A 14,798-nucleotide genomic window follows, 5' to 3' on the forward strand; every position below is an offset into this window, starting at 1 on the left:
CGGGGTGGGTCAGTTTTCCAGCGGTGGCAACATGCTCCACCTGCCGCCTTATTCACCCGAGCTCAATCCGGTTGAGAACATCTGGGAGTTCCTGCGGGGAAACGATCTCAGCAATCGCATCTACGCGACCTATGAGGCAATCGTCGACGCCTGTTGCGACGCCTGGAACAAACTCATCGCGGCACCCGATCGTATCCGCTCAATCGCCTCCCGAGAGTGGACAAAAACGGTCACTTCATGAGTCGGTTGGTATAATACACCGTTGTGGTGACGCCGGAGGGCCTGCCGACGGCCTATGAAGTGCTGCCCGGTGTATTCGCCGAAAGTGTGGATCGCGGGGCCAAGGAACGCGCGATGCGCAGGCGGCAGCTGAAATGGCTGTGGAAGCGGTTGCGCGAACTGGCGGCGATGGAAATCTCGCGCGAGGAAATGCTGATGAAACGGGTGCCGCGATCCCGGGCACCCGGCGCTTGGCGCTGGTCGACAGCGAAATGGACCGCGAAAGCTCGATGTTCCTCTACCGACGGCACCATGTCGCTCGGGTAGCGGCCAGTTTTGACACGAGGAACGCGAACTTCCGTATGGCGGCCGCCTGTCCAGTGGATCAGCAAAAGGGCGTCGTTGGCAGCCTCGTCGCGATCGCAGACGATCTCGCGAATCGGGATATGGATCAGCCGTTGTTTGGTTCTCGTATCGATCAAGGGCGCATTCCGTGCGGCAGGCAGATCATGGGCAAGCTGCATGAGCATCGAGCTGGTAAGCAGAGCGCGACTCCCGCGTGCTGATTTGCGCGGCGATATTATACTTTGCGAACCCAACGTAGACTGATAGACCGCAAACCGCGAAAACACAGGCGGTCGCGGTGGGTCTGTTCGAAATCGTCAAACAGGAATGGCTCTGAGAGCCAACGCCGCAATTGGGAAATTTGTAGCCACTTCCGCCAGCTTGAGCGGCAATGGTGTTTTCTCGGCTAATCCGATCGTCGCAAAGCGCGAACCAAAAAAGGGGTAGGCATTCGCCGGAACTTGCAAAAAGCAATGCTTCGTGGCGCGGGCGCCCTCGTAACCTTCTATGGGGTTGGAGATACTTCGACCGAATCTGCTTTTATGCCCCAATCGCCAGCTTCGACTCGTGTTACGGTCCCCCGTACAACGACTGGACACCTTTGCTGGCAACGCTCCAGCAATTGCTTGCGCTCCTCCCTGGGCACCGAACGGACGTCAACGTAGATCAGGGAATTGCCGTGCTGGATTGCCTGCATAAGCCAATGGTCAGAAATCTCATTCATCCAGGCTGCGACCTCGATCCTCTTTTCAGCCAGCTTTTGACCGTCGAGTTTAATGTCCAAGACATCTCTATCTTTCGGTAATCAATGGCTCCCGCCATGCTAGGAGCACTTAAAATCGTGGCCGCGATGGCAAATCGGAATATTCCCATAGTCCCCATCCTATGATCTGCGCGGTCGTCTTTTTGGTTCATGTTTAGGAAGTGACTTGGACTCAGCCACCTTCTTCAAAGTGTCCTCGAACGTCGCTTCCTCCTCATCACAGCCGAGCTCGCGGGCGAGTTCCTTGAAGCGGTCGATTTGTGAATCTCTAGCGTTGGTTTCCGTTTCCGACCTACTATCCATTGATGGCGCCTCCGATTGGCTACATAGCATATATAGATGAGGCTGGCGACGACGGCCTTGAACGGGTCAAGCCTGCTGACGCAAATGGTGCATCGGAATGGTTTGTGCTGTCCTGCATGTTGATCCGTTCCGATCGTGAGAATGATATTCTCCCGTTTCTGAAAGACTTCCTCGGGTCCTTTAAGCAACATCAGATAAGGCATCTACATTTCCGACAATTGCGAGATGATAAGAAAGCTGTAGCGTGTGACTACATATCGGAACTTCCAGTTAGGCTGATTACTGTAGTATCAAATAAGAGGAATATGACGGGCTATTTGAAACTTCGAGCATCGCAGGCTAGAATCAACGTAACAGCCTGGTTTTATTGTTGGATAATGCGCGTTCTAATTGAACGTGTATCGGACTATTGCTGTCGGCGATCGGTTTCTCACCATGGAGAAATCAGGCCTGTTCGGTTTGAGATATCCTCGCGGGGTGGCGTTAGAATCAAGGATGTCACAAGATATCCCTCGTATCTTAAGGATCAGGACGAACTTGGGTTGATGTTCAACGACTATTGGGTTCCGTGCTGGGCCTGTCATTGATTTCGACCAGTTCCATGTCTATCCAGCGAAGGAACGGGCCGGCCTACAGTTCGCTGATTGTGTCGTGAGTGCTTTCTTCCAAGCCCTAGAGTTCACAAGCGAGGGGCTTGTTAAGCCTGAGTTTGCTAAAACTCTGTGTGGTCGCATGTGTATGAGCAAACGAAACCGAATCTATGACTTCGGATTCAAAATTCTGCCCTCAGATGTACGAATGATGGCGCGTCGTAGGCAACTTGAAATTCTGGATTTCTTACCAGCATCTGTGAAAAGGCAGCGAGCCCCGGACCCAATTACCATCGGCGGTATCTAGCCCACCCCACTGGAAGGCATCCATCCGACTGCCGCGTAACCGCAACATGGGCAACCTGCGTTGCTCGCCGATTCGGCAATAGGCGATTCTCCTTGTGGAATCAAGGGGTTGCTAAGTCTTTGATAGGACTCGTCTTTCCGACTCAGGATCGATTCTACAGATTTATCCAGGTACAAATCATACATCCAGTTCAAGCTGGCGCTGATCCGTGATGCTGGCTCGTTCCCGGCGATCAGGTAGTCGCTTTGGTCTAGGCGTGAGGTGCCGTTGCCCTGTTTCGATCAGTGCCACGGTATGTGAGCCTCTTGTCGACGATACCCGCCAGCGCCCGATCCATGCGAGCCATGTCATCAGAGCCGGTTTTGATCCGGTTGGTGTGGCGGATGTCAAATTCCGCAAGATATCTGTTCAGATGCGCCTCGGACACGTGCTGGTAGATTCCGTAAATGCCGCGCTTCAGAATGGAGAAATACCCCTCCAGCGTGTTCGTGTAGGCATCGTCGCGAACGTATTCCTTGGCGGCATGGTTAACCGTTTGCTGATCCCTGAACCAACGACCAGTGCGGCTATACGTGTTCGCTTCGTCCGTCATGAAGCGGCTATCAACATGCGCATGGCGCGCAATGATGGGGACCAGATTGGCGGCAGTGACATCGGGAACATGGAAACTGCGAACGCCGCCGTTACGCTCAACGAGCGCAAAGACCGCTTGCTTCAGCGGGATAGGGCCGTACGCGCGGTTTGCGGCCTTGCCACCAACAAAGGTCTCGTCAGCCTCAACGACCATCCCGGAACCACCCAACTTCCCACCAGTCGGCCATCCCGGCTGTTTCATGGCTTCCCGGATGCGATGGGTCATGAACCACGCGCTTTTCAGCGTGATGCCCATAGTCCGGTGGATTTGATTGCTGCTTACGCCTTTCTTGCTGGACACCATGAGAAAGACGGCCTGCAACCAATGCCTCAGCGCGATGTGGGACGCCTCGAACACTGTGCCGACCGTCACACGGAACTGCTTGCGGCAGCGATAGCATTTGTAGACGCCAGGCCGCGTCGCGGTGCCCTTTAGGAGCCCGATCCGGTTTGTCTCGCCGCAATGCACGCAGACCGGGCCATTCGGCCAAACGATGCTTTCCAATTTTGCATAGGCTGCGGCTTCATCGCGGAAATAGGGTTTATCGAGAATGCTGGGCATCTGAGCGGCTCCGTCTATGAACCTACCCTAATGCCTACCTGTGGGTTTGGCAAGTATAATATCGCCGGCCCGGCGGCTGTTGGCAATCGCGATGATCCACGACGGGGTCTCGCGGCTTGATGCCGCGCGCCAGGCGGGCATGGACCGTCAGACCCTGCGCGACTGGGTGCATCGTTATAACCATGCCGGCCTTGACGGCCTGGTGTCGCGCAAGCCACCGGGGGCGCGCGCCAAACTGAGCGAGGCGCAGATGGCGGAACTGCGCGAGCTGGTGATCGCCGGGCCTGATCCGAACATCCATAAGGTCATCCGCTGGCGCTGTGTCGATCTGCGCGCCGAGGTGACAAGGCGGTTCTCGGTCACCGTACCCGAACGCACGATCGGCAAGTGGCTGCACAAACTGAAGCTCACCCAGCTGCAGCCGCGGCCGTATCATCCCAGGAAGGATGCGGCGGCGCAGGAGGCTTTTAAAAATTCGATCAAGTGAGGCCGCGGGCGTCATAGCCAGCCGCGCTGGCAGATTCAGCAGGCGCTCCGCCGGATGCACGGCGCCGGGGTTCACGGAACATTATGGCCATCCTCAGCGCCCTGCAGCTCGCAGCCCCGGCTATTGGCCGACGAAGCGCATGAGATGCGGCGCCGCGCTGGCGCCACGGCACCGACGGATCTTACGTACCCGCATTAGCAGCCAGAATTGGCGCCCTTATTCCGGTAAATCGCTTGGGCTTTGCCGCTGGCCGTTTCAACCGCTGATTATCGTCATCACAGGCATACTGCACTTAAGCCTGGGACCCCTCGATCCCTGGCTTCACGTCAATCATTGCTGGAATCGTTCCGTTTCTTCGTCACAATCTTATGTCATACCATTCGTCCCGACGCTTTGACCCGCCTGTGACGCGGGTAGGGATTGAAGGCCTGTTCAGGTGAAGAGGCTTGGACATGGCGTTTGCGATCACGTAGAACGATGTCACAGTTTCGGACCTGGTCTGCGAATGGCGCGCGCCGCTGCCACGTCGGTTGCCGGAACTGACACGCCGGGGTCATTGGAGCCGATTCGGCCGCGTTGATCATGATGGCGCGGGTCAATTGAGCGCCAATGTTATACTTTACTGACCCATCGCTGCTGGGCTAGTGTTGGGGGTGCTTCGTGAGCGCCGCCGGTCGTTGCGAAGTATGGGGAGACCGCCGGCTTCGGAGCCTGTCTGACGTGTTAGAGATATCGGCAGCTGGATATATGGCTCTCGGCGTTCAACTCGAACGAGCCGTAGCGATTTTTGAAGATGTCGAAGATGTTCCCCCTCGGCCCTTTGGACGCCTTATGGGACAGCAGGAAACCGACGATCTTCGCGATACTTTGAGACGAGCCTTAGCCGAATGCAAAGCCCTACGACTGCCAGTGTCGTCGGAACTACTTAACTGGCGCGTTGAGGCGCTGCCCTCCACGGCCGGAGAGCTTAGCACCTTGATAGAGACTATTCATGCCGAGCTAAGAACACTGTTCTTTGTGTTTATGCCTACGGAAGCGGTTGGTTATTACCGCTTGGAGTTGGCGCCATCCGTTCAAGCCGCCTTTCCCAGAGTGGCCCGAGAGCTTAGTCAGGCGGGCGAGTCCTATGCATTTGGCTTGTACACAGCCTGCGTCTTTCACTCGATGCGGGCGGCTGAGATAGGCGTGCGAACCCTCGGGGGAGCGTTGTCTGTTAGTTTTCCAGATAAACCCATCGATTTGGCGGAGTGGCACCAAATTCTGGATCAGTGTGAGGCGCGGATTAAGGCGATCGGTCAGCAACCCAAAAGCTCGCAGCGCGACGCGGATCAGCAGCCCATGCTCGCGAAAGCTATGATGAAAGAGGCCGCTCGGGTGTTAGATCACGTGCGAGACTTTTTCGAGGGACTGGCGTCCCGTCTATCAGAGAGCGGGGCAGGGTGAAGGCGTTGCACCACAACCTTGCTAAATAGGCGCTCGAAATCCTCCGGATTATCCGAGGCACCGATTTCCTTTGCGGTCTCAACAAAACGCTCGCGTTGGGGTTTCTCATCGCGCGGCGTCGGTTTGCGTGCTGGCATCAGTTTATCTCCCTTTTGGCCTACATCTCAAAGATGCCAAGGTCCGCAATGAATGTCCGGCCGGCATCCGTGATGGTAAGGAAGTCAGGATTTGCTCTCATCCCGCCGATGGTGACTGGACCAGTAGGGTTGGCGTTAACGAGGGTGTATCCAGCATCAAAACTTCGCTTCAACAAGATATTCATGAATGGCAGCAACATAATCGCATTCTGCGGCAGTTTTAAGCTGAACAACTCCAGTAAGATGTCCATTTCAAGCTGGGAAAATTTATCATGAGCGAACCGAAGGTTGACCTTGTAGAGCCGCAAACTTTTACGGTCAATCTCCCCTCGGTCGGCGCGCCTGTGACAATTAGGACAGAGAGCGATGAGGTTGTCGTACTCGTGCGCCTTACACTGCCCCCACGGGATAATATGGTGAATATCGACCTCGATGTATCGACATGTCGGGATGGCGCATCTGTGCCCAGCTTCGACCAAGACGCGCCTCCTGATCCCGGCAGGAATTGGCGGGCGGTCTTCCCCAAATGAACCAATCACGTGTCATCTCGGCGGATATGGGAAAAGTTCGCCTTGGCGCGGATCAGCAGTAAATGTTCCCCGTCGCCTGACATGATCTCGCCTTGGCTTAAGAGGAAGCCGGGATTGGCCCTCTGCCACGAGTCGTTCGATAAGTGAGGCGCTTTCCCACGATACCAGATACCGCCAAGCTGACCCGAGCGCTGTCATCAACGCCCAGCTTCGCCCGGTTCGAATAGCGGAAGTCGAACTCCGCCAAATACCGCTTCAAATGGGCTTCTGAAACGTGCTGATAAACCCCATAAATCCCGCGCTTCACGATCGAAAAATAGCCTTCAATGGTGTTTGTGTAGTCGTCGTCTCGCACGTATTCCTTGCTCGAGTGGTTGGTTACGCCGTGGTAGGCGTACAGGGTGCCGACAGTGCCATAGAGGGGCGATTCGTCACTTTGAAAGCGGCTGTCCGCATGAGCGTGCTTGACGATGATGGGGCGAAGGTTTGCGGCAGTCACGTTCGGCACATGAAAGCTGCGGACGCTGCCCCCGCGCTGAACCAATGCGAAGACTGCTTGCTTGAGGCCAGGCGGCTCAAAAGCGCGGCTTGTGGATTTGCGGCCAATGAAGGTCTCATCCCCCTCCACGGTCATACCAGCGCCACCCATCGGATCCACGTGCAGAACCTTCATCGCCTCGCGGATGCGATGCGAGAGGAACCAAGCCGATTTGAGGGTTACGCCCAAGGTCCGGTGAAGCTGCTGAGTGCTAATACCTCTCTTGCTGCTGCAAAGCAGGTGCATCGCCTGCAACCAAATGTGGAGCGGGATATGGCTGGACTCCATGACCGTACCATTGGTCGCAGTGAACGGCTTACGGCAGACGTAGCACTTGCACATGCCGAGCTTGGTGGTTTTGCCGTTTAAGCGCCCAATCCGGTTCCGCTCGCCGCAACGCGGGCATGTCGGCCCATTCGGCCAGATGCGCGCTTCAACGAAGGCCAACGCGGCGGCTTCATCGTGGAAATGGTCGGCGGACAGGATCGACTTAGCCATCGGAACCTCCAATGACCACAACCTTATCCCCCTACTCTGGGTCAGTCAAGTATAACATCGCCAATCGAGCTCTCCGCCTTGCCGGACCACCCATCAAACTTGCGGCAGATGCTGCGCGAGCGGCCAAGGCGGCTGAACAGCCGCAGGCCGTGCTGCAGGGCACGGCGAGCGAGCGTGATGCGGAGGTCGACAAACACTGCCTGCTGATCGAGCGTATGTTGCGTCACAGCGCATGGTGTGGTGACGCTCGACGGCGCCGGCTGGCATCAGCAAGACGATAGAGTGAAAGTGCTTGACAACATCAGCCTGGTGCCGCTGCCGCCCTACTCACCGGAACTGATCCTCAACAGAATATCTGCGCTTAAACAAACTTCATCCGGAACTTAACCTTGCCGCTCGATCATAGACCTGTCCGATTTTCTTAGCTCATGATCTGTCCGCTTCGTTCTTCGGCCGGCGCGGCCGCTTCTTGCGGCGCGCCGAGCGCGTCTTGGCCCGAACCACCAGGCCTGCGCGCTGCAGGTGCAGCTTTATCACCGTGTAGCCCAGCACCTCAATTGTGCCGTTTGCGCAACTGTTCGTGGAAGTGCCGCACCGTGAAGCCGCGGTAGAGATCCCGATACGGGCCCAGCATCCGCTCGATCTCCGCCGCCGGCGCGCGACGCAGCGACAGCACCAGACGCCGGTCGTGCAGACCCTACAGGCCAAACTCCTGATGCCGATTCCGCCAACGGCGGAACGTCCGCTCGCTGATCCCAAGCAACTCAGCCGCTTCCATCTGGCTCAGCTCCGACCGCTCGGAGCGGCCCAGAATATCCGCAAAACGCATCCGACGTATGCCCTTGTGAATGCGTGCCCGATCCATCTGCAAACCCCCGACACAAGAGATCCAGATGACCGGACACTTCACGAGCTACCAAACCCGGACAATTCATCAGCTAGCCACACTCCTGAACTCAACCTGATGGAGAATGTCTGAGACTACCTTCGTTTCAGTGAACTCTTGTCGTTGCCAAGGACGTTGTCCCTCCGATGGCTGATTGTGCCTGCGCCGACGCGACCAGAGTCAAGCCAAGCCGCCTTTGGCGGTCGCTTCGCGAGGCTTGACTCCAACCATGCCGTCGCCGACCTCTTAGCCAAGCCGCGAATCTCTGCTTAGGCAGCGCGGCCCATCGAAGATGACCAGACCGCCATCAAGTTATTCATACACCGGATGGTCGCCCGGACGTAGTGATGGCGGTGTGTCTGCTCAGGGATTTGCAGCGTTTTGCCGCGCCATAACACGCAGTTGTCACGCCCGACACGGCGATCCTCTTGCAGGCACAGCGTATCGGCCAACCGAGCGCCCATATAGGCAACAAAGGCGGACCCTTCCTCCGATAGCTCTGCTATCGAATTCGGCCCAGCAGTGCTGGCGAATTTTGGCCCACCCCCGGCCCTTCAACCCAGGGTTGCCCCGATTGGACGGGGAACTTGGCGTGGACTGGAGAGCCAAAGTGGATTTGTTCGAGCGGCTTCATTGGGAGCATGAATTTGGGATCGACACGATCGCGGGTGTTGCCGCGAAGTTCGGCGTTCATCGGCGCATTGTGCGCCAGGCGGTCGGCAGTGCCGTTCTGCCGATGTATCACTACCCGCCCAGGATTAAGCCCGAAGCTGGCCGCCGTGGCGGCGCTCATCGACAAAGTGCTGGACGGAGACTGCCGCGCACCGCGGAAGCAACGCCACACCGCCCGGCGGCTGTATCGCCGGATCCTGACGGAATTCCCGGACGTCACGGTCGCTGAGTCGACGGTGTGTCAACGGCAGTCGAAAACTGACCCACCCTCTTCTGAGCAGGACAGAGTGAGTGTGTTACGGGTAGTGTCTCAGTTTGAATTTCCGAGGTGGAATGCAGTCCTAGACTTTAGCTTGTGGCGCGAGGCAAGCTTTCCCAAATTCGGCGCGAGCGGTGCGGCAAGGGTTTCGTAGCGCTCGAACAGGAAGGCGACCCGTTCGGCTTCGCTGGAAAAACGCCGTCGCGTGTAGGCGGTATCCACAGTGCGATCTAGGGCCGCGTGTGCCCCCACCAGTGCGGCCGGCATGGCGGCTTCGGCATAGAGTTCCGCAAGTGAGGAAGTGGGAAACCGGGATCGCGCGTTTAGGACCCCTTGTGCCGCATCAGCGATGGTCTCTTTTTGTTTTGGCGACGATTCCGGCCAGGGAAAGTTGTTGTAAAACGATCTTGGCGGAATATCGGTAATCGCTCTTGATCCTGCCGCATACCGCCCGCATCCATGCCATGTGCATTATCGACGTGAGAATACCGAACACGTAAGGCGTGGCATTTGTGAGCATCAGGTTGGCGTCTCCGCAGACTACCTTGGGGTCCTCGTATGCCATTGGGATATAGCGTCGGCTCTCGCCAGTGTGGCGGGGGATCACCAAGTACGGGCTTGCAGGCTGCCGTATCTCGCCGAATAGGGCGGGAGTATCGGCAAGCCTCTTCGTTGCTTCCCTCCTGCTGGCCTTACGATACGCCGCGACGCGGCGGACCCGCGCGAGAACCAGGGGCATATTCCTCAAGGCTCCCGGCGGAGCATCCGCCAGCCACAAGCACCATCTGTTCGCTCCGTAGAGCAGTTCATCCACTTGGATGAAGCGCCGGCTATAAGTTTGGGCGGCTGGCTCAGCGGCAAGCAGTTCCTTCTTCTCGTGATCCGTCAACAGCAGATGCCCGTCGTCATTGGCCATGCTGCCGAACGTCATGGCGGGCGCGTCCGAAATCGGCCTTGTCCGTTTGGGCAAAGTCACGTCGGGACCGTCAACCAGATATGGGTTGATGTTCTTGGCGCCGACTGCTTGTGCCGGGGAGCGGGGTCTCTCGTAATCGAAGATGACTTTCGTGGGACGATCCGCCAAGGCGAAGCCGGCGATGACGCAATGCACGGCGGCCTTGCCGCGCGCCTCGCTCTCCCATTCGAACGTGCGATGGGCAAAGTTGATTCGGAGGCCCTTAGCAAGGAGGGGCGCCCAAAGAACATCGGGTTGCTCGCCTTGCGTGATCGAGTTAGTCGAGACAAGCGCCGCCTCGATGCGCGGATTCTCCTTCATAAAGTCGAGTGACTTCCAATACCAGCCGGACACGTAGTCGAGTAACGCCACGCCAGCCTGGAATACGACTGCCAAGTCCGCCTTCTGTGCGGACGACATGACCCTGGCACCCGAGAACGGCGGATTGCCGACGATATACGTCAGCACCTGCGGAGCGACCACATCACGCCAGTCCATCCGCAAAGCATTGCCGTGGATGATGGTAGGGGCCTTTCGCAACGGCAGGCGTGCGAAGTAGTGGCCAAACTCAGTTGAGACCGCGAGATTCATCAGGTGGTCCATGAGCCAGAGCGCTACCTGCGCGATCTGAGCCGGCCATTCTTCCAGTTCGATCCCATAAAACTGGTCAACATCTAAGTGGATTAGGGCCAGCACATCGAGGTTCAGGTTGCGCTCGGTTTTCAGCAGCTCGCGCAAAACCTCTATTTCTAGAAGGCGCAGTTCGCGGTAGGCGATGACGAGGAAATTGCCGCATCCGCAGGCCGGGTCCATGATGCGCATCGCGGCAAGCCTTGCATGGAACTCATTCAGGCGGCGCGTACTGCCACGCACTTGTTCGAATTCGGCCCGCAGAGCGTCGAGGAACAAGGGCCGCAGCGCTTTCATGATGTTCGTCTCGGTCGTGTAGTGCGCTCCGAGATTCCGGCGCTTCTTTGCGTCCATGATGGACTGGAACATGCCGCCAAAAATTGATGGATTGATGCGGCTCCAATCCAACACGAGGCAGGTGAACAGCGTGTCGCGCATCTTGCTGTCGAAGTCGGGTGGAGCAACCGGCTCCGCGAACAGCTTGCCGTTGACGTGCGGGAAGGCCGCTAACTGCTCGTCCAGCGCCTTCGCGCGCCGCTCTTTGGGGCGATTGAGCACGTCGAAAAGCTTCGCCAGCCACAACCCAAGGTCGGACCCATCCTCAGCGGTGCGCTGCTCGACAAATTGCCGGAAGGCGCCGCGCTCAAATATGCCGGTGTCGTCCGCGAACAGGCAGAACAGGACGCGGACCAGGAACACCTCAAGTTCATGCCCGCTGTAGCCTGACGCGTTGAGCAGGTCGTGCAATGCGCCCAGCTTTTCGGCCGCCGTTACGTTAACCGGGTCTTCGTTGCCGAACGACTGCGGCTCGTAACCGCTCATGAAGCCGAAGACGCCGATGCGCTGTGGGAGTTCTGACAACGGGAACTCGATGAAGCGCTTGCTGTCCGCTTCGGGATCGGAGCCCCGGCCCTGTGCGAGTAGCAGCAACCGGGCATGTGTCACTGTATCCGGTTCCAGATCGTAGAGTCGGATGCGGGCGAAGTCAGACACAATGACGTAGCGCGGCAGATCGCGATCCTTTAGGCCGGAGAAGTAGTCGAAAGCTTGGCCCCTCGCCCGATCCAGATCCTTGCCGAGAGACTTGTGCTCTACCAGCAGCACGCCGCGCCACAGCAGGTCTATATAGCCGCCGTTGCCCGATGCCTTCTTCACCGGCTCTTCGAAAGTGGCGACGCGGCGCCGATGCACGCCGAAAACGGTGAAGAAGCCATCCCAAAAGGACTTGGCCTCTGCGTCTTCGCTGGCCTCATCTGCCCATTCCTTGGCGAAGGCGAAGGCGCGCGCACGTATCTCATTCAGTGACAGCGGCATGTTTGGTTTCCCTAGCCGACCAGCTTATCCTGCCGAACTTCCCAATCCTCGATCACCGTCACGATGTCGCTGATATCCCAAAGGCGCTTTGACACCCCAGCCGCCATAGCAGGGGTGCAGCGCAATGAGCCGTGGATGCGAACGAAGTTGTAAGCCATGAAGTGCAGCGACACGGAATAGGCATGGTTCTCGATTTTCTTTGAAAAGGCATTGGTTAGGCGCGTGAACCGTCGCATGTGCATCCGCATCGTCAGGTTGCTGCGCTCCGAATAACTCGTGCTGACATGCTTGGGATCAGGATTGCCGGTAATTGCTTCCTTGTCGGTGCCCGTGCAAATGCCGGGACTGTAGCGGCCAGCCGGTTCCGCTGCTTCACCGTAGTGCTTCACCAGCATGGCGTAATCGATATCGCCGCCAAAAGCCTGCTCAACGGCTTGCAGATAGCTCTTATAGCCATCGCTGGTCAGTTGAACGCGCGTGATCAAGCGACTGGCTAGGTCGGAAATGAACGTCTTGGCTGTCTCACCACTGCGATCTCCGACAAGCCAGGAAGGGATCAGCTTCGTGTCGGCATCGATCGCCGTCCATGTCCACACGTCGCCAGCACCTTCCGGAGCGGCTTTTGCAGTCTCAACATTACGCTGCTTGGCGTAGCAGAAAGCCCAGATTTCATCGACCTGGATGCGACGGCAAGTCAGGTTACGGAACGCCAAGCTTTGAAACTCAGAGCAAGCTTTGCCTGCGTCGATCAGCAGCTTCGTCACGGTGTTGATGCTTACGCCCGTGATGCGAGTAACGGCGCGGAGGCTCATGCCCTCGACCAGCAGGGAGATGATCTGAATGCGCGCCTCACGGGGGAGCTTGTTCATACACATGGGTATATGAACATCATGCCTACCTGTCAAGCATGATGGTTCACTATGGACGAGTTAACGTGTTCTGTTATGTTGACTCATGTTTGACTCCTAATTGGTTGCTGCAAAAACTGTTTGCTAAGTTAAGAGGATTGGCGACAATCACTCTTAACAGAACGGATGTCGAAAGTCCTGCCGGGCATCGAAGTCTGCGTCTGCTGGTGGTCCCGACCCGACTCGAACGGGCAACCTTGGGATTACGGATCACCTGCTCTATCCAGTTGAGCTACGGGACCACCGCTACCAACGCCTGAAGTTAGCGCTTCGGGCGTTGGAATTCCTCTAAGCGACGCTACGTAAGGGCGTCGGCTCGGGGCGAGGGGGAAGACTGTATTGGCGGGTGTCCTTATCGTATGCCAGAATGCCATCCCGCGCTAAACGGCTAAGAAGAGACGCGACGCTGTTGCGGTCGAGATCAACGCCTCTGGCTTTGGCCAGATCAACGACATCAACAGTCTTCAAGCCTCCGTCCGGGTGCTCACCAATCAACCCCAGAACCACGTCCTTTACCGAACCACGTCCTCTTCGCTGCTCAATAGGTGCAGGGGCATGTTCCAGACCCTTCAGAATTGCAATGGCCCGGTTGATGCCCCGAAGTTCACCGTCCAAAGAGTCGATTTCGCTACGTTTATCTTTTAGCTTGCTCTCAAGGCGGTCTCTCTCCGTTTTGAGAGAGAGTAAGGTCTGATGTGTGCTCATGCGGGAGGCCATTATGTGTCTCCAGAACGGTGGTGTCCCCGGTGGGATTTGAACCCACAGTGCCTGCCGGGCATCGGTTTTAAAGACCGCCGCGTCTACCATTCCGCCACGAGGACCATTTCAGTGGGTAAGTTGATAACGGATGCTTTCGCGTTTCGCAACACTCTTTTCTTTGGCAACGCTCAGAGAGCGGCTATCGTATTGGAATAATTGATAAGTTAATATCGGAGTTAACGTATACTAATCAGTCGGCATCGCGCTCTTTCCACCTTTTCGCGGCTGCGACTCGTGCGATTTCCGCCCTACGCTCCGGCGTTAAGGCGCGGGCTCGTGCCTTGCCGCCCTTCTGCCCACCTGACCGCGCGAACTCCTGCGCTGGCGTAAGCACGTCAGGCTTCACGTCAGGCTCCAAACCCGCCGCCAGATCGACGATCAGCTTCGCGAGCTGGTTCGGATCGCGGGGTCGTTTCGGGGTCTTTGGCACGGGTTAAACCACCCGCAAGTGCGGCGGAGCCACCGGCTCTTGTTGCTCGTCTATGACGGCAAGGTGCTCATCCTGTGCAACCCATGATTTGCCATCAAATATCGACGCGAACCCGTCTGCTTCATGGACAAATTCACCAAGGCGTTTGATTTGCACCTTATACCTGTCGCCATCTTTGATGATTTCATATGTCGTGTTGCTCATGGGCGGCTCTTTCGGGCGGGGGATACCATGCCTTATAATACCACCACCCGCGATACCCCGCGAACAAAGCCAGCTAGGACTTTATTCGAACTGAGACACTACCCGGGATCGAAACAGTTGGCACAGTGGCGCGAGACGGGTCGCTGGCCTTGCTGCTATGACGAGCTCTGGAACCGTCTGCAAGGGCGGCACGGTAGGCAGAACGGCACCCGCGCCATGGTGGCTGTGCTGGCGCTGGGCCCAGAGTTTGGCCACGACCGGCTGCGCGCGGCGGTCGCCGCCACGGAGTCGCTTGGTGCCTGCGACGTGGCGTCCGTGCGGAGATGGAGGAGCGGGAGAGCCGCGCCATCACCCGGTTTCTACATGAGGCGGAGCTGCCGCGGATGAAGACGCTGGATGGGTTCGAGTTCGACCGCTCCGGCGTCT

The 14,798-nt window shown here is 57.5% G+C and carries 15 protein-coding genes, 1 tRNA gene and 3 pseudogenes; 5 read left to right on the plus strand and 14 right to left on the minus strand.

Features of this window, described 5'->3' with window-relative positions:
* Window positions 1-31: 31 nt before the first annotated feature.
* Window positions 32-241 (plus strand): annotated as a pseudogene (locus ACQY4T_RS04040) (transposase); the annotation flags it as partial.
* A 52-nt stretch (window positions 242-293) separates the two neighbouring features.
* Here the strand turns inward: ACQY4T_RS04040 and ACQY4T_RS04045 are convergent.
* Window positions 294-701 carry a hypothetical protein gene (locus tag ACQY4T_RS04045; protein WP_428538020.1) on the minus strand — a complete coding sequence of 136 codons (408 nt, stop codon included), beginning with the start codon at window positions 699-701 and terminating at the stop codon, window positions 294-296.
* A gap of 931 nt (window positions 702-1,632) precedes the next feature.
* Between ACQY4T_RS04045 and ACQY4T_RS04050 the strand changes: the two genes are divergently transcribed.
* Window positions 1,633-2,217: a DUF3800 domain-containing protein gene (locus tag ACQY4T_RS04050; RefSeq protein ID WP_428538023.1), complete on the plus strand. Its 585-nt coding sequence runs from the start codon at window positions 1,633-1,635 to the stop codon at window positions 2,215-2,217.
* Window positions 2,218-2,777: 560 nt separating this feature from the next.
* Here ACQY4T_RS04050 and ACQY4T_RS04055 read toward each other — a convergent pair.
* The gene (locus tag ACQY4T_RS04055) at window positions 2,778-3,722 is read right to left on the minus strand and encodes an IS1595 family transposase (protein WP_428538026.1); all 945 of its coding nucleotides are present in this window, start codon (window positions 3,720-3,722) and stop codon (window positions 2,778-2,780) included.
* A 70-nt stretch (window positions 3,723-3,792) separates the two neighbouring features.
* On the opposite strand from ACQY4T_RS04055, the pseudogene ACQY4T_RS04060 reads away from it, so the two are divergent.
* Window positions 3,793-4,209, plus strand: a pseudogene (locus ACQY4T_RS04060) (helix-turn-helix domain-containing protein); the annotation flags it as partial.
* Window positions 4,210-4,956: 747 nt separating this feature from the next.
* Entirely contained in the window at window positions 4,957-5,652 is a 696-nt protein-coding gene (locus tag ACQY4T_RS04065) for a hypothetical protein (RefSeq protein ID WP_428538029.1), read from the plus strand.
* A gap of 157 nt (window positions 5,653-5,809) precedes the next feature.
* On the opposite strand, the gene ACQY4T_RS04070 is transcribed toward ACQY4T_RS04065, so the two are convergent.
* Both ACQY4T_RS04070 and ACQY4T_RS04075 read right to left on the minus strand, forming a co-directional pair.
* Window positions 5,810-6,268 carry an HNH endonuclease signature motif containing protein gene (locus ACQY4T_RS04070; RefSeq protein ID WP_428538032.1) on the minus strand — a complete coding sequence of 153 codons (459 nt, stop codon included), beginning with the start codon at window positions 6,266-6,268 and terminating at the stop codon, window positions 5,810-5,812.
* Window positions 6,269-6,416: 148 nt separating this feature from the next.
* Complete coding sequence (locus ACQY4T_RS04075; protein ID WP_428538035.1) at window positions 6,417-7,355, minus strand: IS1595 family transposase; 939 nt, start codon at window positions 7,353-7,355, stop codon at window positions 6,417-6,419.
* Window positions 7,356-7,586: 231 nt separating this feature from the next.
* On the opposite strand from ACQY4T_RS04075, the pseudogene ACQY4T_RS04080 reads away from it, so the two are divergent.
* Window positions 7,587-7,694, plus strand: a pseudogene (locus tag ACQY4T_RS04080) (IS630-like element ISAli3 family transposase); the annotation flags it as partial.
* An 87-nt stretch (window positions 7,695-7,781) separates the two neighbouring features.
* Here ACQY4T_RS04080 and ACQY4T_RS04085 read toward each other — a convergent pair.
* From ACQY4T_RS04085 to ACQY4T_RS04130, 10 genes are all read right to left on the minus strand, one after another.
* Complete coding sequence (locus ACQY4T_RS04085) at window positions 7,782-7,907, minus strand: hypothetical protein (protein ID WP_428538038.1); 126 nt, start codon at window positions 7,905-7,907, stop codon at window positions 7,782-7,784.
* A gap of 1 nt (window position 7,908) precedes the next feature.
* Window positions 7,909-8,031 carry a hypothetical protein gene (locus ACQY4T_RS04090; protein ID WP_428538041.1) on the minus strand — a complete coding sequence of 41 codons (123 nt, stop codon included), beginning with the start codon at window positions 8,029-8,031 and terminating at the stop codon, window positions 7,909-7,911.
* A 21-nt stretch (window positions 8,032-8,052) separates the two neighbouring features.
* The gene (locus ACQY4T_RS04095) at window positions 8,053-8,220 is read right to left on the minus strand and encodes a helix-turn-helix domain-containing protein (protein ID WP_428538044.1); all 168 of its coding nucleotides are present in this window, start codon (window positions 8,218-8,220) and stop codon (window positions 8,053-8,055) included.
* Between the two features lie 523 nt (window positions 8,221-8,743).
* Window positions 8,744-9,034, minus strand: a complete 291-nt coding sequence (locus ACQY4T_RS04100) for a hypothetical protein (protein ID WP_428538047.1) — start codon at window positions 9,032-9,034, stop codon at window positions 8,744-8,746.
* A gap of 189 nt (window positions 9,035-9,223) precedes the next feature.
* A complete protein-coding gene (locus ACQY4T_RS04105; protein WP_428542699.1) occupies window positions 9,224-9,598 on the minus strand; it encodes a type IIL restriction-modification enzyme MmeI in 375 nt (124 codons plus the stop codon).
* On the minus strand, window positions 9,516-12,071 hold the full coding sequence (locus tag ACQY4T_RS04110) for a DNA methyltransferase (protein WP_428538050.1): 2,556 nt from the start codon (window positions 12,069-12,071) through the stop codon (window positions 9,516-9,518). The genes ACQY4T_RS04105 and ACQY4T_RS04110 overlap by 83 nt, the downstream gene beginning before the upstream one ends.
* Window positions 12,072-12,082: 11 nt before the next feature.
* Window positions 12,083-12,940, minus strand: coding sequence for an IS1 family transposase (locus tag ACQY4T_RS04115; RefSeq protein ID WP_428538053.1), 858 nt, complete (start codon window positions 12,938-12,940; stop codon window positions 12,083-12,085).
* Between the two features lie 204 nt (window positions 12,941-13,144).
* Window positions 13,145-13,221, minus strand: a tRNA-Thr gene (locus ACQY4T_RS04120).
* Window positions 13,222-13,267: 46 nt separating this feature from the next.
* On the minus strand, window positions 13,268-13,696 hold the full coding sequence (locus ACQY4T_RS04125) for a hypothetical protein (RefSeq protein WP_428538056.1): 429 nt from the start codon (window positions 13,694-13,696) through the stop codon (window positions 13,268-13,270).
* Between the two features lie 475 nt (window positions 13,697-14,171).
* On the minus strand, window positions 14,172-14,372 hold the full coding sequence (locus ACQY4T_RS04130; RefSeq protein ID WP_428538059.1) for a hypothetical protein: 201 nt from the start codon (window positions 14,370-14,372) through the stop codon (window positions 14,172-14,174).
* Window positions 14,373-14,798: the final 426 nt, after the last annotated feature.

The organism is Rhodopila sp. (assembly GCF_965277825.1).
In the GTDB taxonomy this organism is placed as follows: Bacteria; Pseudomonadota; Alphaproteobacteria; order Acetobacterales; family Acetobacteraceae; genus Rhodopila.